Genomic DNA, 24,158 nt, shown 5'->3' with positions numbered 1-24,158 from the left:
ACGCACGATGCCGCCGATTCCATTGACGACGCCATGGAGGCCAGCAGCGAGGGCATCCGGGCGCTGAAGATCAGCATGTTCCTCCTGCTGGCCACCACCGTGCTGCAGTTCGTAGTGGTCCTGTTCAGCAGTTCAGTGGCCCTGCTGGCGGACACCATCCACAACTTCTCCGACGCCCTGACAGCTGTGCCCCTGTGGGTTGCCTTCATCCTGGGCCGACGGGCAGCCACCCGCCGGTACACGTACGGTTACGGCAGGGCGGAGGATCTGGCCGGCCTGTTCATCGTGGCAGTGGTGGCCCTCTCCGCCGTCGTTGCCGGCTGGCAGTCCGTGGACCGGTTGATCAATCTCCAGCCGCTGCAGAACCTGGGCTGGGTCATGGCCGCAGGACTGATCGGCTTCGCCGGAAATGAGGCGGTGGCCATCTACCGCATCCGGGTGGGCCGCAGGATCGGTTCCGCGGCGCTGGTTGCCGACGGCGTGCATGCCCGGACGGACGGCTTCACGTCACTGGCGGTGGTGATCGGCGCCGTCGGCGTCATGCTCGGTTTTCCGCTGGCGGACCCGATCGTGGGGCTGGTCATCTCCGCAGCCATCATGGTGCTGCTGTGGGGCACTGTCCGGAGTATCGGACGGCGGCTTATGGATGGCATCGAACCGGAGCTGGTGTCGCGTGCCCAGTCCGCGCTGGAGGGGACGCCGGGCGTCCTCGGCGTCCAGCACCTGCAGCTGCGGTGGTCGGGCCACCGGCTGCAGGGCTCGGCACGCATAGAACTGGCAGACACAGAGTTGTCGCAGGCTGAGGAGGTCCTTGACCGCGCCGACCACCGGCTTCGGCAGGCACTGCCCAAGCTGGACCATATGCTCCTGGCTCCCGGCACCCGGCGGTAGCGCGACGCAGAAGTGACCCGGCCGAGGCCGGGTCACTTCTGCGTTGTGAGGATTCCGGGCCTAGGCCCGGGCAGTCTTACCAGGCAGGGCCAGCTTGAAGACCTTGGCCCACGAGGAACCTACCTGCTTCAGCAGCGGCCCCGTGGTGTACTTCAGGCCGTAGCGCTGGCAGATCTCGCGGACCCTGGGTGCCACCTCTGCGTACCGGTTGGAGGGCAGGTCCGGGAAGAGGTGGTGCTCAATCTGGTGGGAGAGGTTGCCGGTCATCAGGTGCATGAACTTGGAGCCTGAGATGTTGGCGGACCCGATCATCTGGCGCACGTACCAGTCGCCGCGGGTTTCGCCGTCCACCATTTCCTCCGTGAAGGTGTCCGTTCCTTCCGGGAAGTGGCCGCAGAAGATGACCGCGTGTGCCCAGACGTTACGCACCGCGTTCGCCGTGATAGTGCCGAAGAGGGCCTGCTTGGCCGAGCCGGTCATCATGGCCAACGCGGGCGTGGCGGCGTAGTCCTTGGTGAACTGGGTGACAACCTTCTTGCCCAGGGCCTTGAGGTCCTTGAGGAGGGCCTCCTTGGATTTGGTGCCTTCTTTGTACTCGGTCAGCTCGAGGTCATAGATTGCGATGCCCCACTCGAAGACCGGGGCCAGGATGGCGTTGAACAGCGGGTTGGCCAGGTTGATGGGCTTCCACGGCTGCTGCTCGTCCATGCGCAGGAGGTTGTATCCGACGTCGTTGTCCTTGCCCACCACGTTGGTCCAGCGGTGGTGCAGGTCGTTGTGGGTGTGCTGCCAGGACCGCGACGGCGTGACGAAGTCCCATTCCCAGGTGGTGGAGTGGATGTCCGGGTCCCGCATCCAGTCCCACTGGCCGTGCAGGATGTTGTGGCCCAGTTCCATGTTTTCCAGGATCTTGGCCAGGCTCAGCAGCGTGGTGCCCGTGACCCAGGCGGCTTTGTTCTTTCCCACCAGCAGGGCAGCACGGCCGGAAAGTTCCAGGCCGCGCTGGATCTTGATCATGCGGCGGATGTAGGCGGCGTCTTCCGCGCCGCGCTTGCCCAGGATCTCGTCCCGGATGGCGTCGAGCTCACGGCCCAGCTCCGCCACCTGTTCGTCGGTGAGGTGGGCGGCAGCCGGCGGCCGGACGGTGGGACTTCCCGATTCGGCCAGCTTTCCGGGACGCGTCCTGGAGGTGCCGGCGTTGGCACCTGCGGCGGCAGTGGTATTTGCGGGTGAGATGACAGACATACGGTGCTGCTCCTCAGAGTTCGAGGTTGACGGGTCCGGCGGCTGCCGAGACACACGTTTGGATCAGTTGGCCGGGTTCGCCGTGGATTTCGCCGGTGCGGAGGTCGCGGACCTGCCCGGCCAGAAGCGGGGTGAGGCAGCTGTGGCAGATACCCATGCGGCATCCGCTGGGCATCAGCACCCCGGCGTCCTCGCCGATGTCCAGGATGGGGGTGTCGCCGTCGGCCTCCACCTCCCGGTCGCTGGCTTCAAAGGTGACCAGGCCGCCGTCGTGCCCAACTCCGGCGTTGAAGGTGGTGTTGAAGCGTTCGATCATCAGGTTGCCGGCATCGCCGGCCACCGCGACGTCGGTGCCGGGGGCGCGCGTGGTCAAGGCCGCGCGCTTCCACAACGCCTCGGCGTCGTCCAGGAAGCTGTCCGGGCCGCAGGCGTAGGCCGCCCGTTCCTTCCAGTCGGGGCAGATCTCGTCCAGCTCGCGGGTGCTGGAGAAGTCCATCCGGCCCTGTTCACCGGTGTACCAGTGCGCCAAGCGGAAGTTGGGGAACTGGTCGGCGAGCTCGGCAAGTTCCTCACGGAACAGGCTGTCGCCGGGCGTGCGGGCTGAATGGACCAGCACGACGTCGGCATCGGGACGCCGCGGCACAAGGGTGCGGATCATGGACATCACCGGAGTGATGCCGCTGCCGGCGGTGACCATGAGGAGGGGGCGCGGATGCTCGGGAAGCACGAAGTCACCCTGCGGCGGGGCTAGGAACAGGACATCGCCGGGCTTGGTGGTACGCACCAGGGTGCCGGAGACCGCGCCGACGTCCGTGACGGTGATGGCGGGGTCCTTGCCCGCCGGGGCGCTGAGGGAGTACGACCGCCAGTGGCGGACCCCGTCGAGTTCGACGCCGATGCGGGCCCACTGTCCTGCAAGGTGGGCCTTCCATCCGCGGCCGGGGCGGAAAAAGATGGTTGCCGACTGGGCGGTCTCCTGGACCACCCGGGTAACCACGCCGCGCAGCTGCCGGGCGGAGTAGACAGGGTTGAACAGGGAAAGAACGTCTTCAGGCGTCAAGGGCGTGGTGAGGACTGAGGCCGCCTGGGCCAGCTGTCGTAGCCGGATCATGCGTTAAAGCCTAGGGCGGCGCGAGCCATATTTCTCTCTCTCCGTCATATGACCGTTCAGCAGTCACAGTGTAGTTGGGTGCACGAAGCCCCCACACGCACCTTAATAGTAACGGTTAGGTCTCACAAAAGGTTCCCAGCGTTCTATCGGCTCCATCCCAGGGCGGGGGCCACGTGGTCCGCGATATTGCCCAGCAGCTTGGCGTTGAAATCCACGCCGAGCTGGTTCGGAATGGTCAGCAGCAGGGTATCCGCCGCCTGCACTGCAGTGTCGGCCGCGAGCTGTTCCGCCAGGAGGTCGGGCGGGCCCACGTAGCTCTTGCCAAACCTTGCGGTCGTGCCGTCGATGATGCCTACCTGGTCGCGGCCATCACGCAGGACGCTGCCCGCGAAGTAGTACTTGTCCTCTTCATCAACGATCGGAAGGACGCTGCGGCTGACCGAGACGCGCGGGGTGTGGGAATGTCCTGCCGCGGCCCAAGCATCCCTGAACAACTGGATCTGTTCGGCTTGGAGTTCGTGGAAGGGAACCCCGGTGTCCTCAGTGAGCAGGGTGGAGCTCATCAGGTTCATGCCCAGTTCCGCGGCCCACACAGCCGTTTTCCTGCTGCCCGCACCCCACCAGATCCGTTCCGTCAGGCCCGGTGACTGGGGCTGGATGGGGAGGAGGCCGGAGGCAGCGCCGGCAAAACGTGGATCAGCCTGGGCAATGCCTGCTCCAGCGATGGCTTTACGGAAGACCTCCGTGTGGCGGCGGGCCATGTCCGCATCCGTCTCTCCCGGCTGCGGACGGTAGCCAAATGCTGATGCGCCTTCCCGGGCGGGCTCGGGTGAACCACGGCTGATGCCCAACTGCAGCCTGCCGCCGCTGATCAGGTCCGCCGCCGCGGCCTCCTCCGCCATGTACAACGGATTCTCGTAGCGCATGTCGATCACCCCGGTGCCGATTTCGATCCGGCTGGTGCGGGCCGCGATGGCTGACAGGAGGGGGAAGGGCGATGCCTGCTGCCGGGCGAAGTGGTGGACACGGAAGAACGCCCCGTCCACCCCCAGTTCCTCAGCGGCCACGGCCAGTTCAATCGCCTGGAGAAGGGCGTCCGCCGCCGTCCTGGTTTGGGAACCCTGGCCGGGACCCCAATGGCCAAATGAAAGGAATCCAATACGCTCCATACCTCCCCCAACTGTCCTGCCAGTGGCGGCATTCCCGGCTGGCATGATGGCTGCGTGGGCATTCCGGAAGACACCGTCAACATTTTCAAGACCATCGTGCTGTTCGTGCTGGCCGCCGCCGTGGAAATCGGCGGGGCCTGGCTGGTGTGGCAGGCCGTGCGCGAGGGCAGGGACTGGTGGTGGGCGGGGCTCGGCGTGATCGCCCTGGGCGCCTACGGCTTCGTGGCCACCCTCCAGCCCGACGCGCATTTCGGCAGGATCCTTGCCGCCTACGGTGGAGTGTTTGTGGCGGGGTCTCTGGCTTGGGGAATGGCCTTTGACGGCTTCCGCCCGGACCGGTGGGACATCGCCGGGTCGCTGGTCTGCCTGCTTGGCGTTGCCGTGATTATGTTTGCCCCGCGGAGCGGCGCCTAAAGCAGCCGGGCGGCTGATAACCAGCCTGACCGCCTAAAGCAGCCGGGCGGTGGCTAAGATCGAGCCACGACGAAAGGCGGAAGCTGTGGAGCGGGCGGATTACTGCGTTATTGGCGGCGGAATTGTGGGCCTGGCTACCGCCTACCAGCTGTTGCGGAAACAGCCCGGGGCCTCGCTGGTCCTGCTCGAGGCCGCCGAAACGCCGGCTTCGCACCAGACGGGGCACAACAGCGGGGTTATCCATTCCGGAATTTACTACGCCCCAGGCAGTCTCAAGGCGCGGTTCAGCAAGGCCGGGGCCCAACAGACCAAGGACTTCTGCCGGGAGCACGGCATCAGGTTCGCCGAGCCAGGCAAGCTGCTGGTGGCCACGTCGGCCGTGGAGCTGGCCCGGCTGGACAACCTGGAGGCACGCGCGGCCGTCCACGGTTTGGACTGCGAGCGCCTTGACCAGGCGGAACTAACCCGGCGCGAGCCCAATGTTTCCGGCCTGGGCGCACTGTTCATTCCCAGCACGGGCATCGTGGATTACCAGGAAGTGGCGCGCAGGCTGGCGGAACTTATAACGGAGGCCGGCGGACGAGTCATTACGGGAGCCAGGGTGACCGCCATCGCGGAACATGCCGACCACGTGGAAGTGGGCGCCGGCCAGGAACGCTATTCCTGCCGGCAACTGGTGGCCTGCGCCGGCTTGCAGTCGGACCGGCTGGCGGAGCTGGCGGGCATGGCAATCGACGTCCAGATCATCCCCTTCCGCGGCGAGTACTTTGAGCTGCCGGCGGCCAAATCAGACTACGTGCGCCACCTTATCTATCCGGTGCCTGACCCGGACCTGCCCTTCCTGGGCGTGCACCTGACGCCGACTATCAACGGCGGCATCACCGTCGGCCCCAACGCGGTGCTGGGCCTGGCCCGTGAGGGGTACCCCAAGTTTTCCGTGGATCTAAAGGACGTCGCCCGCTATCTGCGGTTCCCCGGGCTGTGGCAGGTGGCAAGGTCCAACGCCGCCACCGCCGTGCGTGAGGCCAGGAACTCGTTGTTCAAGGGCAGCTACCTGCAGGAGTGCCGCAAGTATGCGCCGGGCCTGGCCAAAGCGGATCTGCAGCCGTACGAGGCCGGGATCAGGGCGCAGGCCGTGCGCCGGGACGGAACGCTCCTCCATGATTTCCTGCTGGTCGAGACGGACCGAATGATCCACGTGTTGAATGCGCCGTCGCCGGCTGCCACCGCTGCCCTGCCCATCGGCGAACATTTGGCGGAAAGGGCCTTGCTTCGCCACGCGGCATGAGGATGGAAGCCTCTCCGCTTGTTTGGGGGGCCAAACGGAGAGGCTGGAACCAAACTATTAGCAAGCATGCTTAGTTTTCAAATCCACCGTCGGGCCTGGCACTACGGCCGCGGCTAAACTGGCCCGGTGATCAACAGTGAGCAGCCGTCCAGGCCAGCGGTCCCACCCTCGCGCGGAAGAATCGCCGAACGGCTGCTGCCGGGCGGCGAGGAACCGGACCCGCGTTTCACCCTTGCCAACGAGCGCACCTTCCTGGCCTGGATCCGCACCTCACTCGCGCTGCTGGCGGGCGGCATCGCCATCGAGGCGTTTACGTCCGGCGTCTTCATCGAGCCGGTCCGCAAAGGCCTGGCCGTCCTCCTGCTGCTGTTGGGAATGATGCTCAGTGGCGGTGCGGCCGTGCGCTGGCTTCGGGTGGAGCGGAGCATGCGCAACAAAGCCCCGCTGCCGCTGCCGCTCTTTGTGCCCCTGCTGGCCGGGGCAGGAGCGCTGGCCGCCGCCGTCGTACTGGTCTTTACCCTCTGGCGCTGACGCCGTGGCATCCCGCATCCCCGGCCCCCATGGTGATCCCGGCCTGCAGCCCGAACGGACCGCCCTTGCCTGGGGCCGGACCATGTTGGCCCTGGTAACGGCGAGCGCCTTCTTCCTGCGCTGGCTTCCCACGTACGGCGCGCCCATCCTGATGCTGCCGGTTGTTTCCGGCGGCGCAGCCCTTGCCATTTACCTCACCCAGCGCCGTCGATACCAGGCGAGGTCCCACGGCCTGGCCAGCGAGAGCATCGAAGCGGACCTGCCGGCGGTGCTGTGGACCGCTGTCGCGGGAGTTGCCCTGGGGGTACTGGGCATCGTTGTTGTCTTCGTCAGTTAGAACATCGGCAGGACGAAGCCGGCCAACAATGCCACCGAGCCGATCGCGGTCAGGCAGCGGCCAAGGACGGAGGCAGTCCTGCCTGCTTCCTCCGGCGTGGCGGTCTGCCACTGTGTTGGGCGCTTGGGGTGGTAGTAGATGGGCAGCGTATCCCCCACCGCCATGTCCCTGATGTCGTAAGGGGACATGGGTGCGTTATGCACCTGGTGCTTCCGGTCGAACCAGCGGAACCCCACCCCGGTGGAATCCGAGTACACCACGGCCTCGGCCACGTCCCATGGATGGACGTAGCGGCGCAGGAACCCGGTGTAAAAAAGGAGTCCCAGGCCGGCGGGCAGGCACAACCAGGTGAGCACTTCCAGGATGGGTCCTGCCATATCGAGCGCAGTGGGCATGAAGTGATGGTACAGCGCGGGGACTGGTGGCTTCAGCACCTGATACGTACCCTGAAGGAGACCGGACCGGAGTAAGGGGAAACCATGAATGATCAGGATATTTTGACGCACATCCAGGCCCTGGTGGAGGAGGAGCACTCGCTGCGCGAGGGCACGGGCGAAGGAGAGGCGCCGGACCAGGCGCGGCTCAAGTATGTGGAAGAAAGCCTTGACCAGTGCTGGGACCTGCTGCGCCAGCGCCGTGCCAAGAAGGAGTTGGGCGAAGACCCGGACGACGCCGAGGCCCGTCCCATCAGTGAAGTTGAGGGCTACAGGCAGTAATGCGTATCGCAGTAGCGCAGATCATCAGCGGCGCCGACACCGCCGCCAACCTTGAACTGGTGTGGGACTACGCGGCCCAGGCAAAGAATGCCGACGCGCAGTTGGTGGTCTTCCCGGAGGCGACGATGCGCGCCTTCGGCCACCCCCTGAAGGACGTCGCCGAGCCCCTTGACGGCCCCTGGGCCAGCGAGGTCCGCAGGATTGCCAAGGAACTGGAAATCACCATCGTGGCCGGCATGTTCACGCCGGGCCAGGACGGCCGCGTCCGCAATACGCTGCTCGTCACCGGCCCCGGGGTGGACGCTTCGTACGACAAGGTGCACCTTTTCGACGCCTTCGGCTTCGCGGAATCCAGGACCGTGGATGCAGGGGAAGCGCCGGTGACCTTCGAACTGGACGGGACCGTCTTCGGTCTGGCCACCTGCTACGACGTCCGCTTCCCGGGCCTGTTCACGGCCAATGCCACGGCAGGGGCCCAGGTGAACATTGTGTGCGCTTCCTGGGGTGCGGGCCCGGGCAAGGACGAGCAGTGGGACCTGCTGGTCCGTGCCCGGGCGCTGGACAGCACCACCTTTGTGGTGGCGTGCGGCCAAGGTGACCCCGAAACCGTCGGTGCAGGCCCCGCAGGAACAGCACCCACAGGGATCGGGCACAGCGCGGTGGTCACACCCCTGGGCAAGACCTTGGTGGCCCTGGGCGGAAAGCCCGAACTCGCCGTCGTCGACATCGATCCCTCAACTGTGGACGACGTCCGCGCCAAGCTGCCAGTTTTGGCCAACGCGCGCAGGTTCTGACGCCGGTGAAGCGTCGTTCATGGCGCCGAAACAGAAGAGACACAAAGTGCGACGACGTTCCTCACCTTCAGCGGGCCGCTTGGCCCGTCGGCACGGGGAAGTGGAGCCGTACGCGCCTTTCGTGGGCGACTGCAGTGAGGTGCTGTTTACATTTCCGAAACATGTTCGATACGTGAACTTCACGCCGGAGCGGCTTGTGTAACGTGTGCGCAACTTTAAGCGGCATTGGCTGAAACACGCCGCGCCAAAAATGGATCCCGGGGGAAATACTCCGGGATCCATTCGGGTCCCGCACCACGTTCGTTGCGAAGGGACCTACCGGTGGAAATCACTGCCCAACACGTCTGGCTGATGATTTCGGCCGCAATGGTACTGCTGATGACCCCCGGGCTTGGCCTCTTCTACGGCGGCATGACCCGTGCCAAGGCCGCCCTCAACATGATCATGATGAGCTTCATCTCCGCAGGGATCGTTGGCGTTGTCTGGGTTCTCTGGGGTTACTCGATGACCACCGGCACCGGTGTCCTGGGTCTTTTCGGCAATCCTTTCGCGAGCTTCGGCCTGCAGAACCTGATGGGCTCGCCGGACCTCCTCAAAGCCGGTTACAGCGCGACCTTCGCCATCATCACCGTGGCCCTGATCAGCGGCGCCATCGCCGACCGTGCAAAGTTCGGCGCGTGGGCCCTGTTTGTACCAGCGTGGATCACGGTGAGCTACTGCCCGCTTGCCTACATGGTCTGGGGTGGCGGACTGATGAGCGCCGGCGGCGCAGTGACCCAAATCTTCGGCCAGGTCATCGACTTCGCCGGCGGGGCCGTCGTCGAAATCAGCTCAGGAACGGCAGCGCTGGTGCTCGCCGTCATCGTGGGCCAGCGCCACGGCTTCGCGAAGGACCCCAACCACCGGCCCCACAACCTGCCCTTCATCATGCTGGGCGCCGCACTTCTCTGGTTTGGCTGGTTCGGTTTCAACGGCGGCGCAGCAACCAGCGCCGAACAGGCCGGGCTCATCTGGATCAACACCCTGGTAGCCCCTTCTGCAGCCATGTTGAGCTGGCTGGTGACCGAAAAGGTCCGCCACGGGCACCCCACTTCCCTTGGCGCTGCCTCCGGCGTTGTTGCCGGCCTGGTGGCCATCACCCCTTCGTGCGCCAACATCAGCCCGGTGGCAGCAATCGGCCTGGGCCTGGTGGCGGGAGCGGCCTGCTGCGTGTTCGTGGACCTGAAGTACCGCTTTGGCCTGGATGACTCCCTTGACGTGGTGGGCGTCCACCTCGGCGCGGGCCTGATCGGCACCCTCTCGCTCGGCTTCATCGCCCTCCCCGAGGACGGCCAAGGCGGGGGCCTCCTCTATGGCGGGGGCGCCCAGCAGCTCATCGCCCAGTCAGCCGCCGTCGTCATCACCCTGCTGTTGTCCGGAATCGGGACGGCGGTCATCGCCCGGGTCATCAACAAAACCGTCGGCTTCCGCGTCAGCCACGAGGCCGAGACGGCCGGCGTGGACCTCTCCGAGCACGCCGAGACTGCCTACGCGTTCGGGGAGATCGGTGCAGCCTTTAACCCCCTGCGCCAGGCCGCCGCCCACATCCCCACCGCTTCGGTACACGCGACGCGGCCCGCCAAGGAAGACTCCTTCGCGTAGCAGCAGCTAGTCCGCAAGGATCTTGTAAAGCGCGCGCCGCGCTTCATCCATCTTCTGGATGGCGGCAGCCCGCTGTTCCTCTGATACTCCGCTGCGGAACTGGTGGATGGCACCCATCAGTTTGCCAATGCTCTGGTGGAAGTCCCTGTCGGCACTGTCCGGTTCGGCGTTCCATGCGTTCTCCATCTCCTCAGCGTGCTCGGCAACGTAGGCCTTGCCCGCGTCCGTCAGGACGAACTCGGTTCCGCGGCCCTCGCTGAGGGCCTCGATCAGGCCTTCGTCCACCAACTGCTGCAGGGTGGGGTAGATGGAGCCGGGGCTGGGCCGCCACATTCCGCCGGTCTTGGCGGCGATGGTCTTGATCAGTCCGTAACCATTCGAGGGCGCCTCCGCCAGCAGCGAGAGGATGGCCGCGCGGACATCACCACGGCTGGCCCGCCGGCCACCGCGCCCGAAGCCAGGGCCAAAACCCGGACCAAATCCTGGGCCGAAACCTGGACCAAAACCCGGACCGAACCCAGGGCCGAAGCCGGGACCCCTGTGCCCGTGCGGACCTTTGCGGCCCCTGCCCCGCTCGAACCGTCCCCCGCCGAACTCAGGGCCGGGATTCTTGTCATCAATCATGCCTTTCATGGTGGCATCGTCCTTTCATTAATGCGGTAGTCGCTGCATATTCAGCGATACTTAAAAGATATATCGGTAACTATCGCTGGTCAACGGCCTGGCGTGACCAAATCCTGACCTTTCGGCACCTGTTTCTACCCATGGCAGGAGCGTATTCTGATCCCACCTTCGAGGACGAGGGCTGAGGAATGGCGAAGAAGCGGCAACGCAGGAGTGGTTTCAATGCGGCCCTGGGGAGGATCCTGGGGTTCCTGGCGGCAAGTGTAATGTGCGGGGTCCTGGTGGCCAGCCTGGTGGTCCCGGCCGTCGCGGCCGCAGGGATGGGGGTCAGTTCGTCCATCGGCTTCTTTGAGAAGCTGCCGGGAGACCTTACGGTACAGCCGCCGTCACAGGCCGCGAAAGTCCTCACCGCGGACGGCCAGCAGATCGCCACCTTCTATGCGGAGAACCGGGTGCGGGTCCCGCTGGACCAGATGTCGCCTTTCATCAAGGACGGCATCATCGCCATTGAGGACAGCCGGTTCTACGAGCACGCCGGCGTTGATCCACAGGGGATACTGCGGGCGGTGGTGTCCAACCTGACCAAGGGCGGCGAGCAGGGCGCGTCCACCATCACACAGCAGTACGTAACCAATGTCCTGAACGAGGCACAACTGTCCCAGGACCGGCCTGACGCCGTGGTCCTGAACGGGCAGAAGACACTCGGGGACAAGCTGCGGGAAATGAAGCTCGCCATCACACTGGAGAAGAAGTACAGCAAGGACCAGATCCTTGAGGGCTACCTCAACATCGTGTTCTTCAGCAGCAACGCGTACGGCATTGAAGCCGCAGCCCGCCACTTCTTCAGCACCACCGCGAAGGACCTCACTCTCCCCCAGGCAGCCTTGCTGGCCGGCGTGGTTAACAGTCCCACCCTCTACAACCCTGCCACCAACCCGGACAAGTCCATCGTGCGGCGCAACCAGGTCCTTGGCGAGATGCTCCGCCTGGGCAAGATCACGCAGGCCCAGCACGACGAGGCTGTGGCCACCCCCATCCAGCTGAAGATCAGCCCCCAGCAGCAGGGCTGCGCCAATGCGGCCATGGCCCCATACTTCTGTGACTACATCTCCCACCTGATCCTGAACAATCCCGCGTATGGCCCCACCGAGGCTGAACGTGAGCGGCGCCTGTACCGGGGCGGCCTCACCATTGTCACCACCCTGGACAGCAGGCTTCAGGGCGCCGCCCAGGCACAGGTAGACGGGACGGCCGGGGCCAACCCGGACCGCTGGGCGGCGTCACTGTTGAGCATCCAGCCCGGCAGCGGCAAGATCCTGGCGATGGCCCAAAACACGGTGTTCCTGCCGCAGCCTGGAAAGTTCGACACCAACCTGAACTTCAACGTGGATGCGAAGGACGCAAAGGGGAACGACCTGAACGGTGCGGGCGGCTTCCAGCCCGGGTCCACCATGAAGCCCTTCACATTCGCCGAGTGGTTGAACGAGGGCAAGACGCTCACTGCCGAGGTGGACGCTTCAAAGCGGGTTTATCCGCTTGGGTTCCCCTGGAAGGACAGCTGCGGAAAGGTGCTTGGGGCCTACAGTACGGCGCAGGCAAACCCTGCCCTTGGCGCTGCAGATGACCTGCAGAATGCCGAAGACGGGTTCTACCGGCGCATGCCCGTCAATTACGGCCTCTACAACTCGATCAACACGGCCACCTTCGCGTCGGCCGCCCAGCTGGATTTCTGCGGCATCCAAAAGATGGTTGATGCCGTCGGCCTGCACAGCGGCCTGGACAGCTCCCCCGTGAACATGCACCAGCTGGGCAACCTGCTCGGCGGCACGGGCGTCGCTCCGCTCACCCTGGCAAACGCCTTTGCCACCTTCGCCACGGACGGCCGCTACTGCGCTCCCATCGCGCTGGTTGATGTGACGGATGCAGCCGGGGCAAAGCTTCCCGCCCAGCCCACGGACTGCCACGACGCCGTCAAACCCGATGTGGCCCGCGGGGTCAACTCCGTGCTGCAGGACGTTTTGAAGAAGGGTTCGGGCGTCTGGATCAACCCGAAAGTCCAGGACAAGGTTCCCACCGCCGCCAAGACCGGTACCTCCAACAACAACGGGTCCACCTGGGTGGTGGGGTACACCACCGGCCTGGTCACCGCGTCCTTCTTTGGCGACGCGCTGGAAGGCCAGAAGCGGGCAGGCCAGAACGTGACCATCAACGGCACCTTCTACCCGCGGCTGGACGGGTACATGATTGCCGGCCCGCAGTGGGCCAACTACATGCTCAAGGTGGCGCCGCTCTATCACGCAGGCCCCTTTGCACCGCCTCCCGCTTCGATGATCGGCCCCAACCCGAATTACAAACCGTAAGCATCGACAGATGGCGCGCGATGGACCACGCCGTCCACGGATTCTGGGCTGTTCAACTCAGGGCAACGGTCCACCCCCGGCCAGCCCAGCCAAAGCCAGCCAACCCCCAGCTCGCCGGCACGTTGCTGCTCAAGTGGCACTTCCACCCGGACCATTGGGGACAGGGCTTGCGCCACCGGGGACAGACAGACCAGTACTACAACGCCGTATGCGAGCTGTATGAGGGCCTCAACTCCAGTTCCTAGCCCGTCCCCTTCCAAAGCCGTTTCCACCAGGAGCGCTCCGGCTCCGGCACGGCAGGAGCCTCCTCGACCCGGGCCGCACGCCGCCCGCGCCAGCGCTGCACTTCCTCCTCCACGTCACGGGTCTTGGTGATCACCGGAGGTCCGCCCTGCAGCTGGCGGCGGGCGTCGACCACCCGCCGGTTGAAGTCCTGGAGGAGGTCCCGGACCTGCTGCTCCGTGTACTGGGCATCCAGCTTGGTGTCAAGTTCGGCGTCCTCGCTGCGGAGCAGGATGGCCGCCGGGCCCAAACCGCTGATGTTCTCGCGCTGGATCAGCCCTTTGACCCACCAGTCGGGGTCGTAGGATTCCCCCAGCCCGGGAATCGGCTTGCCCGCATACTTGAGGTTGTCGAATTTGCCCTGTGCCATGGCGTCCCGGACCAGGTATTCCGCGCGGGCGGCGTCGTTGACTTTTTTGCGTTTCTCCCGTTCCTGCGCGTCAAGGTCATCCAGCGCGGCTTCCTCCTCGGCGCTGATGCCGGCACCGCGGTAGGAACGCAGCTCGGCTGCCCGCTCCAGCCGCTTCCGGAAATCCCCTGCGCCGCCGCCCATTGCTGCCACCGCCTTCCCTCGCTTGGTCCCACCTTCCAGTATTCAGGGCACGGCTGACACGTTCAACGCCTCAGGTGAGGGCACGACGGCGGGACGTCCCGCCGTCGTCGGCTCACCTGGCGCTGTGGAAAGGTTGGCTGCAAGGTTCCCTGCTGATGCTGGGGAATCAGGCGTTCGCGTGTTCGGCGAGGATGCTGTCGATCTGGCCGATAGCCTCCTTCATGCCCTCCTCCATACCCATCTCAATCATTTGTTCCAGCTGTTCCTCGGATTCGAAGATGGACTGGATGGTCATACGGGTGCGCTCCCCCAGAGGTTCGAGGGTGACGGTGGCATGGGAGGTGCCGTACTCGCCGGTGGGATTGCCGTCGTTGTCGGCGAACCCGTCGTTGAACTGCAGCTTCCGCGGAGGCTCGATGGAGGTGAATTCCCACCAGCCGTGGGCCTTGTCCCCTTCGGGCCCGGTCATGTAGTAGCTTGCGCGGCCGCCCGGCACGAAGTCATGCTTGTAGAACGTGGCGGGATAGGTGGGCGGCCCCCACCAGCGCTCCAGCTGGCGCGGGTCCTCCCAGAGCTGCCAGACGCGCTCCACCCCGGCGTCGAACTCGGCCACCAGGGTGAGGCTCAGCGCCTCGGGGTTCTTGTTGGAACTGATGACTGTCATGGCAATGCCTTCCTAACCTTCAGTGAGAATCCGGGCTATCCGGTCGGCCCGCTGCCGCCAGATTTGTTCATATTCGTCGAGCAACCGCCGGGCTTCCTGCACTCCTTCGTGGTTGCCCCGCACGATCTGCTCCCTTCCGCGCTTTTCCTTGGTGACCAGGGATGCGCGCTCCAACACCGCCACATGTTTTTGTACGGCGGCAAAACTCATGGCGTAGAGGGCTGCGAGACCCGAGACGGAGTACTCCCCCCCGGTGACCCGGCGGATAATGTCCCGGCGTGTGGAATCGGCCAACGCCTGGAAGAGGCGGTCTGTTTCGGTTTCGCGGAGCTGATCTACAACCATTTGGTTGTAGATTAGTCCCGCCACGGGCATGCGTCAATGGTTTTTGACGGGGACGCGCCCCCTGCGTGGAAGACTGTGGCCGTACCGGTATCTTGGGGCGCATGAGCATCTATCTCGCCGGGGCAGGCCCGGATGCGCTGGCTTTTCCGGACGTCTTTGACAGGTTCGCAACGGACGTCCGGGAGCGTGCAGGGCAGGGCCAAACTGCCCGCGTTGCCATCGCAGTGCACCACCAGGGCGGAAACCTGCAGGAGATCTTGAAGGGTTACGCGGAACCCCTGCACGCCAGGATCAATTGCGAAGCTGTGGCTGTTTCCCTGGAGCCGGGCAGGCCGGCTGATCCGGCCGCGTTTGAAGGCGTTCATGGCATCGTGGTGGGCGGCGGTTTGACGCCCGGCTACTGGGAGGGCCTGCGCCCTGCAGCCAGCGCCATCTCCAGTCTGGCCACTGCCGGCTTACCGTACCTGGGGTTTTCCGCCGGGGCCATGGTTGCGCCGCGCCTGGCGCTGATCGGCGGATACCGGATCAACGGGGTGGAGGTTTGCGGGGAGGAGTGCTCCGAAGGCCTGGATCCGGTGGATATGCGCGAGGGACTGGGGCTGGTCCCGTTCGCGGTGGACGTTCATGCTGCCCAGGCCGGCACGCTGAGCAGGGCCGTGGGAGCCGTGGCGGCTGGCCTGGCGGAGCGGGTCGTCGCCGTCGACGAGAACACAGCGGTGGTGCTGGAATCAGTGGGAGGCGAGGGTTACGGGGTGATCGGCACCGGCAACTGCTGGGACATTTGCCGTGAAGGCGGGACCGCCGTCGTGTCCGTCCGGACGGCTGGCTGATGGCCCCTCTTCCCTGATCGGTCCTCTTGGCCCTGCCGCATAGCCAGGGAGGTTTGGGTCAGGAATCGAAGTGGGTCTGGACGGTGCTGCCGGACAGTTGCTCGATCAGCTCTTTCGCGACGTCCCGCAACTTTCGGTTGCGGTTGCTGGAGACCTTGGTGAGGATCGCCATGGCCTGCTCCTGGGAACACCTGTTCTGCGCCATGATCACGCCGCAGGCCAGGTTGATTGCGGTCCTGCTTTCCAAGGCAGCTTCGAGGTCATCTGCCCGGTTTTGGGCGGTGTCGATGCGGACGGAGAGGTGCAGGGTGTTGTGGGCAGCTGCGGCGAATCCTACCGCCTTGTCGTAGACGTCGGCGGTAAAAGCACCAGGTCTGGTGGCGAAGAAGTTCAGGGCAGCACGTGCGTCACCGCTGATCTCCAGCGGCACACCCAAGGTGCTGTGGACGTTATGCCCCATCAGCTGTCGGTTCAACGGTGGCCAGCGCGGGTCCTTGCTGACATCGTCAATAATGACCGGAGTCATCTCCTGCAGGGCCCTTATGCACGGACCATCGCCCACAGCCTGCTCGATATGGTCAAGCTCGACGGCGCGTTCGCTGCTGCCGGCCGCGGTAGCGGGACGTCGGCGGAGCTTCAGGGTAACGGCGCACTCGATCGCATCACCGGCGGCTTCAGATACTGCCGCCGCCGCCAACCCTGACAGTCCGGACAGGAATTCAACGGCATTCCCGGCACCCACCAGGAGGTCCTGGAGGTCCTGGTTGTTCTCGTTGTCGGCAGCATTCAACATGGGTTACATCATACGGACCCCCGCCCCCCAGGGTCAGCCTTGCCGCAATTACTTGCCGCGGCACCAGCAGCACCGGTAACGCCGGAGCAGCAGTCAGTGCGTCGAAACCAGCATTCCAGAAAGTCGCTATATCAGAAATGGGCAGAACCGCGTAGTGTCAAAGGTAGGAGATTTCGGGATGGGGGACAGGGTCCGGAGGTTGAATGCACCGGCCGTCCCGCGCCAAGAGCGGCGGCCACCAGTCGGGATCCGCAACTCCGGGCGTAATCAGGGATCGAGGCCTCATGGCCGCAAACCATCCACCACCGGTCTTTGACGAGCGCCGAGACTTTCTGCCAGAGGGCGCCTTCATCCTCCACGGCACCGCGTTACGCCAGCCTCCGGCTGAGGCCGCCCCCGCGGAGGGAAGGCTATGAACGCCGACTGGACCGGCGGCCCGGACAACCTGCTGGAGGCAGACGAGCAGCGGCGGGCAGTGGCCCAGCGTTTCCGCCAAGGGGAGGTCCCGCTGATCAAACTGTGGACGTATTACTACGGTTTGGGCGGTGATGCCGACGAGATGTCGCTGGACGCCTACCTCAACGAGGCCCTTCACCTGCCGGCCGCTCAGGTGGGGCTGATCTCCACTGCCATGACCGAATTAAGCTCGGATGGGGACGAATGACCGGCAATGAGGGCCCGGCCCGGAATCTTGACGGCCCGGCGTCGCCAGCAACCGCTCCCCCGTTCGAACAGCTGGTGTTGGAAAGCCGGGACATCCAGGCGTTCCTCACGGAGTTGGCCATCCTGGCGTCTTCGCGGCTTTCCGCCCCGGGCAACACCATCCACAGCGGGGTCACCGTCCTGCGACACAGAAAGCCCGAGGCGGTGGCCGCAAGTGATGCCGCGGCCAAGGCGCTCGACGAGCTGCAGAACGGATTTGGCCAAGGCCCCTGCCTCACCGCCCTCCGGCGTAAGACCACACTCCTGGTTCCCGACCTGGCTGCCGAGAGCCGCTGGCGGCCCTACCTCCGAACCGCCATGGAGCATGGCGTGTCGTCAATCCTCGCGGTCCCGCTTAATCTTGCAGGGGATGCCGAAGCTGTGTTGAATTTCTACTCGGGTTGCAGCAACGGGTTCACCAGCGAGGATGTGGCAACGGCGGAGATGTTCGCAGGGCAGGCCGCGAGTTCCCTGCGGCTGATCCTGCGGATCACGCAGCTCAGCGAAGCCAGGAACGATCTGTCCGCCGCCATGCAGTCCCGCACCGTGATTGACATGGCCATCGGGGCAATCATGGCCCAGAACCGCTGCGACCGGGACACCGCCTTCAACATCCTGACCCGCACCTCAAGCGCCAGGAACGTCAAGCTTCGTGAGGTGGCCGCAATCGTCATCACGTCCATTTCCGGTGAACGAGGGATCGGCACGCACATCGACGAGTAGCCGTGGTCCCGCTCACACGTGACGAGATTCACGTGCAATAAAAGCCGCATTTGGTTGAGTACTCCCGTTCCGCATGGGCACTATTGATGGGCAGGGCCGGAAACCATCCGCCCTAAACATCCTGGTGACGCAACGAGGCCCACCGGTGAGCGCAGGCCACCGACCCTCCGAGCGCGGACAGGCCACCGCCGGCGAGAAAACCGGCCAGACAGGAAAGTACTGAACAATGACGTTTAACACTGCCGAATCCGTGACGCTGAAAATCTGGGACCGGGCGTCGCTCCATGAGACCCTCGATTCCGCGGTCTCCGACCTCTCCTCGCGCCACAACACCACCACCTGCCGCATCGCCGTCACCTGCAGCGGGCCCAACACCTTCACGCTCAGCGTGCGCGGGGACCAGCCGGCGCTGGCGCTGTAAGCAGCCCCACTAAAAGGACGCGGACGACGGCGGGACCCACCCGCCACTGTCCGCGTCCTTTTTGCTGCCAACTGACCTGCCACATCGAACGGAAACGCCGACCGGCGTAGCATTCGTCAGGTAGGCGCGGAAGGACGGGGAGACAGATGGATAGGGTGCAGCACCAGGCCAACAGGTTCAGTCCCGACTCCTTGGCGTTGCCCGTCATCCAGGCACCGATGGCGGGCGGACCCTCCACCCCGCACTTGGCGGCAGCGGTCAGCTCCGCCGGCGGGTTGGGCTTTCTTGCGGCGGGCTACAAGAGCGCCGCAACCATGCGTGCAGAGATCGGGACCGTCCGGTCGCTCACAAGGCAGCCCTTCGGCGTCAACCTGTTTGTGCCGCAGCCGTCAGTCATCAGCCCCGAAGACCTTCAGCGGTATGCCGCTTCCCTGGCCCCGGATGCTGAACGTTTCGGAGTGAGCCTGGGAGAGCCGAAGCATGACGATGATGGCTGGGACCAAAAGCTCGAAGCAGTACTGGAGCTCGCACCGGCTGTTGTTTCCTTCACCTTCGACTTCCCGGAATCGGCCGTGGTGGACGAACTCCACCAGCGCGGGGTGTACGTGATCGCCACGGTCACCGGCCGGGAAGAAGCCCTTAGGGCGCTGGCGGCGGGCGCCGACGCCCTCTGCGTGCAGGGCCCCGAGGCCGGCGGCCACCGCGGCACCTTCACGGCCGATGCACCCCCTCCGCTGGTGCCTCTTCACGGCATCCTGGGAGAGCTCTCCGACCTGGAGGTGCCCCTCATCGCGGCCGGCGGCATCGCCACTGCCGAGCACACCCGGGCTGCGCTCGCCGTTGGCGCCGCAGCAGTCCAGGCGGGAACCGCGTTCCTTTGCGCTGATGAAGCCGGTACCAAGCCCGCGCACCGGACCGCGTTGTCGTCGTCGGAGCGTTTCACCACTACGGCCATCACCCGCGCCTTCTCTGGCCGCAACGCGCGAGGCCTGCACAACGAGTTCATGCGCCGCCATGACGGCGACGCCCCTTACGGTTACCCGGAAATCCACCACCTCACCACTCCCCTGCGCGCCGCATCCGCGGCCGCCGGGGAGCCGGACTGGCTGAACCTGTGGGCTGGCATCAATTACCGGAACTGTGCGGAGGGACCGGCTGCATTGATTCTGAAAAGCCTCGCCCCGTAAAGGCTTGGCACGTACGGCTTGGCCCGCCGTCGTCCGCTTGTTAAAGCCCGACGGCGGACCGGCCCCCCTGTGGGAACCGGCCCGCCGAACGTTGGCGGTGCCTTAGAGGGTGGCGGTGTCGATCACGAACCGGTACCGGACGTCCGAGGCGAGGACGCGCTCGTAGGCATCGTTGATCTTCTCAGCCGGGATGACCTCAATTTCTGCGCCCAGGCCATGCTCGGCGCAGAAGTTGAGCATCTCCTGGGTTTCACGGATGCCGCCGATCATGGAGCCGGCGAAGGACCGGCGGCCGCCGATCAGTGCGAAGGCGTTGACGGGAAGCGGCTCGGCGGGAGCGCCGACGTTGACCAGTGCGCCGTCGAGCTTCAGCAGGCCCAGGTAGGAGCTGATGTCGAGTGAGGCGCTGACGGTGTTGATGATCAGGTCGAAGCTGCCCGCGAGCTCGGAGAAGGTGTTCTCGTCGCTGGTAGCGAAGTAGTGGTCAGCGCCCAGCTTCAGGCCGTCTTCCTGCTTCTTCAGGGACTGGGACAGGACGGTAACCTCGGCACCCATGGCGTGCGCCTGCTTGACGGCCATGTGGCCCAGGCCGCCGAGGCCGACGACGGCAACGTTCTTGCCCGGGCCGGCACCCCAGTGCCGCAGCGGGGAGTAAGTGGTGATGCCGGCGCACAGCAGGGGTGCGGCGACGTCGAGTTCGATGCCCTCGGGGATATTCACGACGAAATCTTCAGTGACCACCACGTGGGTGGAGTAGCCGCCCTGGGTGATGGTGCCGTCGCGGTCAACGGCGCCGTAGGTGCCAACGTTGCCCTTGAGGCAGTACTGTTCCTCGCCCTTCTGGCAGTTGACGCACTCCTTGCAGGAGTTGACCATGCAGCCAACACCAACGCGGTCGCCTACTTTGTGCTTGGTCACCTCGGAGCCAACCTCGGTGACGATGCCGGCGATTTCGTGGCCGGGAACCAGAGGGTACTGCTGCGGGCCCCAGTCACCGCGGACGGTGTGGATGTCCGAGTGGCAGATGCCGGCGAACTTGATATCGATCAGGACATCGTGCGGACCCACTTCGCGGCGCTCGATGGTGGTTGCCACCAGGTCCTCCGTGGCGGACGGGGATGCATAAGCCTTGACGGTAGTCATGGTTCTCCTGTGATCTGTTGGGGGGACTTTTAAAGGTTACCGGGGTTGTTCGGGGCAAACCCCGGAAACGGCTGGGCAAGGGTGGTCCTGTTGTGCCTGGTCTTCTGAGTCCTACCTTTGGCGGACTCCATGTGGAGGGTCCTGCTGTAACTGGTTCTGGCAGAACCTCCTTAGCGTTGCACCGATCGTCGTAACGTGTTCCGTATGGATAACCGAGCCGAGGTCCGGCAGTTCCTGTCCTCCCGCCGTGGCCGCATCACACCTGAGCAGGCAGGGATCGAGCCGTACGGCGGCCGCCGCCGGGTGCCGGGGCTGCGGCGCGAGGAAGTGGCGCGGCTGGCAGGCGTCAGCGTGGACTACTACACACGCCTCGAACGTGGAAACCTCAGCGGTGTTTCGGAAAGCGTGCTGGACGCCATCGCCGGTGCCTTGGAACTGGACCGGGCCGAGCACGACCACCTCTATGACCTGGCCCGGGCAGCCAACACCTCGGGCCGAAAACGTGCCGCGAGCGCGGCCGGTTCCACACCATCCAAGGTCCGGCCGGAGCTGCAGTACCTCCTGGACGCCATCACGGAGGCCCCGGCCTTCATCGGCAACAACCGCCTGGACATCGTGGCCGCCAACACCCTTGGCACGCCCTCTACGCGGACATGTACCGCACCCCGTCCCGGCCGGCCAACCACTCCCGGTTCATCTTCCTGGACCCCCGCGCGCACAATTTCTACACGGACTGGGACCGGGCCGCCAACACAAATGTGGCCATCCTCCGGCGGGAAGCCGGCCGCAATCCGCACGACAAGGGCATTGCCGAACTCATCGGGGAACTGTCCATGCGCAGCGACGAGTTCCGCACGCTGTGGGCTGCGCACAACGTCCGGCGCCATTACGCCGGGACCAAGTTCTTCCAGCACCCCGTTGTGGGACTGCTCGAGTTGAACTACCAGGTCCTCGGGCTGGAAGAGGACCCGGGGCACACCCTCACCGTCTATCCCGCCACCCCCGGCAGTCCCTCCGAGGAAGCCCTCAAGCTCCTGGCCTCCTGGGCCGTCACCGAGAACATTGTGGAAACGGCGCAGGCCAAGGTGGCTGGCTAGCAGGCTGTTTGGGCCGGTGCCGCCTGGCTTCAGGCGTCGGCGCCGGGCTCATAGCCGATGAGCCAGTGGAGCCCGTAGCGGTCGATGACCTGGCCGTCGGAGGCGCCCCAAGGCTTGGGGGCAAGGGGGTCCACCACCCGGCCGCCGGAACTGAGTTTGTTGAACCACTCGTGGAGGATTTCAGGTTCAGCGGTACCCAGCAAGGACAGCATGACGCCTTCAAGCCGGACGCTCGTGCCGCCCGGCGGGGTATCCGAGCCCGCCAAGGCAACGGTGCCGCTGAGTTCGCCGTGGGCTATGGCATCCGGAGGGCCATCCGTCCGGCCGAAATCCTCATTTGTGTGGAGGGAAAGCTCGCCGCCAAAAACAGCTGCGTAAAAGCCCAGCGCCTCACGCGCCGTGCCCGGAAAGCTGACATAAACCTGAGGTGCGGTCATTCGGCCAGCCTACAGAGGCCTTGGCATGGCGGCCTCCTTTAGGAGGTGGGGAGGCTGCTAAACGTTCGACGGCGGCCCAGGCGGCTCAGCGTCTGCCCTCCGTCGTCCTGCCAGCTCGCCGAAACGATCGACGGCCTGCTGGGCGTCACGGTACAGGGCGGGATCTGACCAGGGTGCACGCGCCCAGGCGCCCACGGCGGACAGGGCCCCGGCCAGCACAGTGGCAGGATCCTGTCCGACGGGCATTCCTTGTGCCAGGATCGCTTCCCGGTCCCTGGCCAGGGTGTCCGCCATGGTTCTGGTGCTGACCCGCTGCCAGACGTCAGAGATGCCATCCACATCCACCAGCCGCTCCCGGAGTGGCCAGTTAGCGACAAAGCGTGCCACCCAGGCCTGGTGCCGCTGCCTGTAGTCCCTTATGAACCGCCGCCTCGTCCAATTCGGGTAGGCGGTCAACACGAGCACGCATGGGACGAGGACCGCCAGCACTGCCAAGGCCCCGGCCGCTTGTCCTGCGTCCCCGTTCTGAACAGCATCGCTGTAGAGTCCAAGCATCACTCCACCGGTAATGCAGCCCAGGATCCAGGTGACGCCCAGGATCGTGCTGCGACGTCCCTGCGCCTTGGTGGGGTGGAGGGCCGGAGCCGGTTCGGCGGCAGCAAGCGCCCTGGCTTCAGTAAGGCCGGTGTTCAGGAGTTTGCTGGTGCCCGCGCCGGGAAGGCCTGATTTGTCCGGCACGTCCACATAGACCGGCGGCAGGCCCGTCAGGTCCTGCAAAGCGTGGTTGGTTATCGCACCCATATTCCCCCATTACCCCGGTACCGACTCGCCTCCGAGAGTCTACGGTTAGCCGGGCACCACGAGGGTAATCCTTAGACTGACCAGTGCATGTTTTATGCCCGGACTGATGGAGGAGTGAAAGAAGATGAGTGGAGTAGTTGTTGTAGGTGTGGATGCAAGCCCGTCCGCACGGAAGGCTGCAGAAGTGGCGTTGGACCTCGCTCAGTCGCTCGGAGCGTCACTCCATGTGGTGACCGCCTTTGAGTTGGAGAATGCCGAAACCTTTGGCGTGGGCTCGGACAAGGTGAGGATCTCCAACGCCGACAGCTCGGAGATGGTGGCCAAGTCCCTGGGAGGTTCCCGGCCCGGAGTGGAGATCACCCACTTCGCAGCACGCGGCAAGCCCGCGGATTCGCTGATCAAGGAGGCCATCCGCCTGGACGCCCGGGTGATCGTGGTGGGCAACCGCAGGATGCGCGGTATCGGCCGGCTCCTGGGCAGCGTCGCCAACAGCGTGGCGCACAACGCCCCGTGCGATGTGTACATCGCCAACACCTACGAGGACTGAGCCGACGCCTCAAGAAGGTGGGCGGACGACGGCGGGACCTCCCGCCGTCGTTCGCCCACCTTCTGCTTTGGCTGTGTGGTCAGGCGCCGTACTCCTCGTCGGTGACGTGGTCGAGCCAGGTCACAACCTGCCCGTTCCCATCGGCTTCCTGCATGGCGACGTGTGCCATGAAGCGCTCCGGGGCGGCACCGTGCCAGTGCTCCTCCCCCGGCTCGATGTAAACCACGTCGCCGGGACGGATCTCCTGGACATCCCCGCCGCGCCGCGCCACCAGCCCGATGCCATCGGTGACGTAGAGGGTCTGGCCCTTGGGGTGGTGGTGCCAGGCCGTGCGGGCACCGGGGGCAAACCGGACGTGCGCACAACCGATCGCTGACTGCTCATCGGGGTTCCGGATCCCATCGATCTGCACTGTTCCGGTGAACCATTCCTTCGGCCCGGCCCCGGTCTGCCCGCCGCTCTTCGTGTACTTCATGTTCTCCTCCTGCTATCTCTTATTGGCAAAATCTGTG

At 65.2% G+C, this 24,158-nt stretch carries 29 protein-coding genes and 1 pseudogene; 17 read left to right on the top strand and 13 right to left on the bottom strand.

The genetic code is table 11. From position 1 onward, the window contains the following. Nucleotides 1-33 precede the first annotated feature (33 nt). On the top strand, nucleotides 34-891 hold the full coding sequence (locus tag QF031_RS01990) for a cation diffusion facilitator family transporter (protein WP_370874551.1): 858 nt from the start codon (nucleotides 34-36) through the stop codon (nucleotides 889-891). A gap of 60 nt (nucleotides 892-951) precedes the next feature. On the opposite strand, the gene QF031_RS01985 is transcribed toward QF031_RS01990, so the two are convergent. The 3 genes from QF031_RS01985 to QF031_RS01975 all read right to left on the bottom strand — a co-directional run bounded on the left by QF031_RS01985 (nucleotide 952) and on the right by QF031_RS01975 (nucleotide 4,416). After that, nucleotides 952-2,136 (bottom strand): fatty acid desaturase family protein, encoded by a 1,185-nt coding sequence (locus QF031_RS01985; RefSeq protein ID WP_307423379.1) that lies wholly within the window; start codon nucleotides 2,134-2,136, stop codon nucleotides 952-954. A gap of 13 nt (nucleotides 2,137-2,149) precedes the next feature. Then, nucleotides 2,150-3,247: a ferredoxin reductase gene (locus tag QF031_RS01980; protein WP_307423376.1), complete on the bottom strand. Its 1,098-nt coding sequence runs from the start codon at nucleotides 3,245-3,247 to the stop codon at nucleotides 2,150-2,152. 143 nt (nucleotides 3,248-3,390) lie between these two features. Continuing rightward, entirely contained in the window at nucleotides 3,391-4,416 is a 1,026-nt protein-coding gene (locus QF031_RS01975) for an LLM class flavin-dependent oxidoreductase (RefSeq protein WP_307423373.1), read from the bottom strand. A gap of 54 nt (nucleotides 4,417-4,470) precedes the next feature. Between QF031_RS01975 and QF031_RS01970 the strand changes: the two genes are divergently transcribed. From QF031_RS01970 to QF031_RS01955, 4 genes are all read left to right on the top strand, one after another. Beyond that, nucleotides 4,471-4,830, top strand: coding sequence for a YnfA family protein (locus QF031_RS01970; protein WP_307423369.1), 360 nt, complete (start codon nucleotides 4,471-4,473; stop codon nucleotides 4,828-4,830). A gap of 85 nt (nucleotides 4,831-4,915) precedes the next feature. Continuing rightward, entirely contained in the window at nucleotides 4,916-6,118 is a 1,203-nt protein-coding gene (lhgO, locus tag QF031_RS01965) for an L-2-hydroxyglutarate oxidase (protein WP_307433071.1), read from the top strand. Nucleotides 6,119-6,244: 126 nt separating this feature from the next. Further along, nucleotides 6,245-6,649, top strand: coding sequence for a YidH family protein (locus QF031_RS01960; protein ID WP_307423366.1), 405 nt, complete (start codon nucleotides 6,245-6,247; stop codon nucleotides 6,647-6,649). A gap of 4 nt (nucleotides 6,650-6,653) precedes the next feature. Then, on the top strand, nucleotides 6,654-6,986 hold the full coding sequence (locus QF031_RS01955; protein WP_307423363.1) for a DUF202 domain-containing protein: 333 nt from the start codon (nucleotides 6,654-6,656) through the stop codon (nucleotides 6,984-6,986). Here the strand turns inward: QF031_RS01955 and QF031_RS01950 are convergent. Beyond that, nucleotides 6,983-7,381, bottom strand: a complete 399-nt coding sequence (locus tag QF031_RS01950) for a hypothetical protein (protein WP_307423360.1) — start codon at nucleotides 7,379-7,381, stop codon at nucleotides 6,983-6,985. The two genes, QF031_RS01955 and QF031_RS01950, sit on opposite strands and share 4 nt — an antisense overlap. Nucleotides 7,382-7,465: 84 nt before the next feature. On the opposite strand from QF031_RS01950, the gene QF031_RS01945 reads away from it, so the two are divergent. The 3 genes from QF031_RS01945 to QF031_RS01935 all read left to right on the top strand — a co-directional run bounded on the left by QF031_RS01945 (nucleotide 7,466) and on the right by QF031_RS01935 (nucleotide 10,137). Further along, a complete protein-coding gene (locus QF031_RS01945) occupies nucleotides 7,466-7,702 on the top strand; it encodes a DUF2630 family protein (RefSeq protein ID WP_307423357.1) in 237 nt (78 codons plus the stop codon). Then, nucleotides 7,702-8,496: a carbon-nitrogen hydrolase family protein gene (locus QF031_RS01940; protein WP_307423355.1), complete on the top strand. Its 795-nt coding sequence runs from the start codon at nucleotides 7,702-7,704 to the stop codon at nucleotides 8,494-8,496. The genes QF031_RS01945 and QF031_RS01940 overlap by 1 nt, the downstream gene beginning before the upstream one ends. A 321-nt stretch (nucleotides 8,497-8,817) precedes the next feature. Continuing rightward, on the top strand, nucleotides 8,818-10,137 hold the full coding sequence (locus tag QF031_RS01935) for an ammonium transporter (protein WP_307423351.1): 1,320 nt from the start codon (nucleotides 8,818-8,820) through the stop codon (nucleotides 10,135-10,137). A gap of 6 nt (nucleotides 10,138-10,143) precedes the next feature. On the opposite strand, the gene QF031_RS01930 is transcribed toward QF031_RS01935, so the two are convergent. Next, nucleotides 10,144-10,770, bottom strand: coding sequence for a PadR family transcriptional regulator (locus QF031_RS01930; RefSeq protein ID WP_307423348.1), 627 nt, complete (start codon nucleotides 10,768-10,770; stop codon nucleotides 10,144-10,146). Between the two features lie 179 nt (nucleotides 10,771-10,949). On the opposite strand from QF031_RS01930, the gene QF031_RS01925 reads away from it, so the two are divergent. Beyond that, complete coding sequence (locus tag QF031_RS01925) at nucleotides 10,950-13,121, top strand: transglycosylase domain-containing protein (RefSeq protein ID WP_307423344.1); 2,172 nt, start codon at nucleotides 10,950-10,952, stop codon at nucleotides 13,119-13,121. A 20-nt stretch (nucleotides 13,122-13,141) separates the two neighbouring features. Beyond that, a complete protein-coding gene (locus QF031_RS01920; RefSeq protein WP_307423341.1) occupies nucleotides 13,142-13,366 on the top strand; it encodes a hypothetical protein in 225 nt (74 codons plus the stop codon). Here the strand turns inward: QF031_RS01920 and QF031_RS01915 are convergent. The 3 genes from QF031_RS01915 to QF031_RS01905 form a co-directional block, all read right to left on the bottom strand. After that, on the bottom strand, nucleotides 13,363-13,956 hold the full coding sequence (locus tag QF031_RS01915) for a J-domain-containing protein (protein ID WP_307433068.1): 594 nt from the start codon (nucleotides 13,954-13,956) through the stop codon (nucleotides 13,363-13,365). The genes QF031_RS01920 and QF031_RS01915 overlap by 4 nt on opposite strands. Nucleotides 13,957-14,122: 166 nt before the next feature. Beyond that, nucleotides 14,123-14,620 (bottom strand): SRPBCC family protein, encoded by a 498-nt coding sequence (locus QF031_RS01910; protein WP_307423338.1) that lies wholly within the window; start codon nucleotides 14,618-14,620, stop codon nucleotides 14,123-14,125. A gap of 12 nt (nucleotides 14,621-14,632) precedes the next feature. Further along, a complete protein-coding gene (locus QF031_RS01905; RefSeq protein WP_307423335.1) occupies nucleotides 14,633-14,965 on the bottom strand; it encodes an ArsR/SmtB family transcription factor in 333 nt (110 codons plus the stop codon). A 101-nt stretch (nucleotides 14,966-15,066) separates the two neighbouring features. On the opposite strand from QF031_RS01905, the gene QF031_RS01900 reads away from it, so the two are divergent. After that, nucleotides 15,067-15,795, top strand: coding sequence for a Type 1 glutamine amidotransferase-like domain-containing protein (locus tag QF031_RS01900; protein ID WP_307423332.1), 729 nt, complete (start codon nucleotides 15,067-15,069; stop codon nucleotides 15,793-15,795). Between the two features lie 58 nt (nucleotides 15,796-15,853). Here QF031_RS01900 and QF031_RS01895 read toward each other — a convergent pair whose 3' ends face one another. Further along, a complete protein-coding gene (locus QF031_RS01895) occupies nucleotides 15,854-16,588 on the bottom strand; it encodes a GAF and ANTAR domain-containing protein (RefSeq protein WP_307423329.1) in 735 nt (244 codons plus the stop codon). A gap of 412 nt (nucleotides 16,589-17,000) precedes the next feature. Between QF031_RS01895 and QF031_RS01890 the strand changes: the two genes are divergently transcribed. From QF031_RS01890 to QF031_RS01875, 4 genes are all read left to right on the top strand, one after another. Further along, nucleotides 17,001-17,252, top strand: a complete 252-nt coding sequence (locus tag QF031_RS01890; RefSeq protein ID WP_307423326.1) for a hypothetical protein — start codon at nucleotides 17,001-17,003, stop codon at nucleotides 17,250-17,252. Continuing rightward, on the top strand, nucleotides 17,249-18,013 hold the full coding sequence (locus QF031_RS01885; RefSeq protein WP_307423323.1) for a GAF and ANTAR domain-containing protein: 765 nt from the start codon (nucleotides 17,249-17,251) through the stop codon (nucleotides 18,011-18,013). The genes QF031_RS01890 and QF031_RS01885 overlap by 4 nt, the downstream gene beginning before the upstream one ends. 226 nt (nucleotides 18,014-18,239) lie before the next feature. Continuing rightward, the gene (locus tag QF031_RS01880; RefSeq protein WP_307423321.1) at nucleotides 18,240-18,434 is read left to right on the top strand and encodes a hypothetical protein; all 195 of its coding nucleotides are present in this window, start codon (nucleotides 18,240-18,242) and stop codon (nucleotides 18,432-18,434) included. Between the two features lie 146 nt (nucleotides 18,435-18,580). After that, on the top strand, nucleotides 18,581-19,621 hold the full coding sequence (locus QF031_RS01875; protein WP_307423317.1) for a nitronate monooxygenase: 1,041 nt from the start codon (nucleotides 18,581-18,583) through the stop codon (nucleotides 19,619-19,621). Nucleotides 19,622-19,723: 102 nt separating this feature from the next. Here QF031_RS01875 and QF031_RS01870 read toward each other — a convergent pair whose 3' ends face one another. After that, nucleotides 19,724-20,764: an NAD(P)-dependent alcohol dehydrogenase gene (locus tag QF031_RS01870; protein ID WP_307423312.1), complete on the bottom strand. Its 1,041-nt coding sequence runs from the start codon at nucleotides 20,762-20,764 to the stop codon at nucleotides 19,724-19,726. Between the two features lie 204 nt (nucleotides 20,765-20,968). Here QF031_RS01870 and QF031_RS01865 point away from each other — a divergent pair. Further along, a pseudogene (locus tag QF031_RS01865) lies at nucleotides 20,969-21,861 on the top strand (helix-turn-helix transcriptional regulator). A gap of 29 nt (nucleotides 21,862-21,890) precedes the next feature. Here the strand turns inward: QF031_RS01865 and QF031_RS01860 are convergent. Together QF031_RS01860 and QF031_RS01855 are read right to left on the bottom strand one after the other, a co-directional pair. Continuing rightward, nucleotides 21,891-22,298, bottom strand: coding sequence for a VOC family protein (locus QF031_RS01860; RefSeq protein ID WP_307423309.1), 408 nt, complete (start codon nucleotides 22,296-22,298; stop codon nucleotides 21,891-21,893). A gap of 57 nt (nucleotides 22,299-22,355) precedes the next feature. Then, nucleotides 22,356-23,099 (bottom strand): hypothetical protein, encoded by a 744-nt coding sequence (locus QF031_RS01855; RefSeq protein ID WP_307423307.1) that lies wholly within the window; start codon nucleotides 23,097-23,099, stop codon nucleotides 22,356-22,358. A gap of 124 nt (nucleotides 23,100-23,223) precedes the next feature. Between QF031_RS01855 and QF031_RS01850 the strand changes: the two genes are divergently transcribed. Further along, entirely contained in the window at nucleotides 23,224-23,646 is a 423-nt protein-coding gene (locus tag QF031_RS01850; RefSeq protein ID WP_307423304.1) for a universal stress protein, read from the top strand. Nucleotides 23,647-23,725: 79 nt separating this feature from the next. Here the strand turns inward: QF031_RS01850 and QF031_RS01845 are convergent, their stop codons facing one another. Beyond that, nucleotides 23,726-24,121 (bottom strand): (R)-mandelonitrile lyase, encoded by a 396-nt coding sequence (locus tag QF031_RS01845; RefSeq protein WP_307423300.1) that lies wholly within the window; start codon nucleotides 24,119-24,121, stop codon nucleotides 23,726-23,728. Nucleotides 24,122-24,158 lie beyond the last annotated feature (37 nt).

This window comes from Pseudarthrobacter defluvii (assembly GCF_030816725.1).
GTDB classification, from domain to species: Bacteria; Actinomycetota; Actinomycetes; order Actinomycetales; family Micrococcaceae; genus Arthrobacter; species Arthrobacter defluvii_A.
The sequence above is the reverse complement of the archived record's forward strand: the minus strand, read 5'-3'. Positions and strand labels throughout refer to the sequence as shown.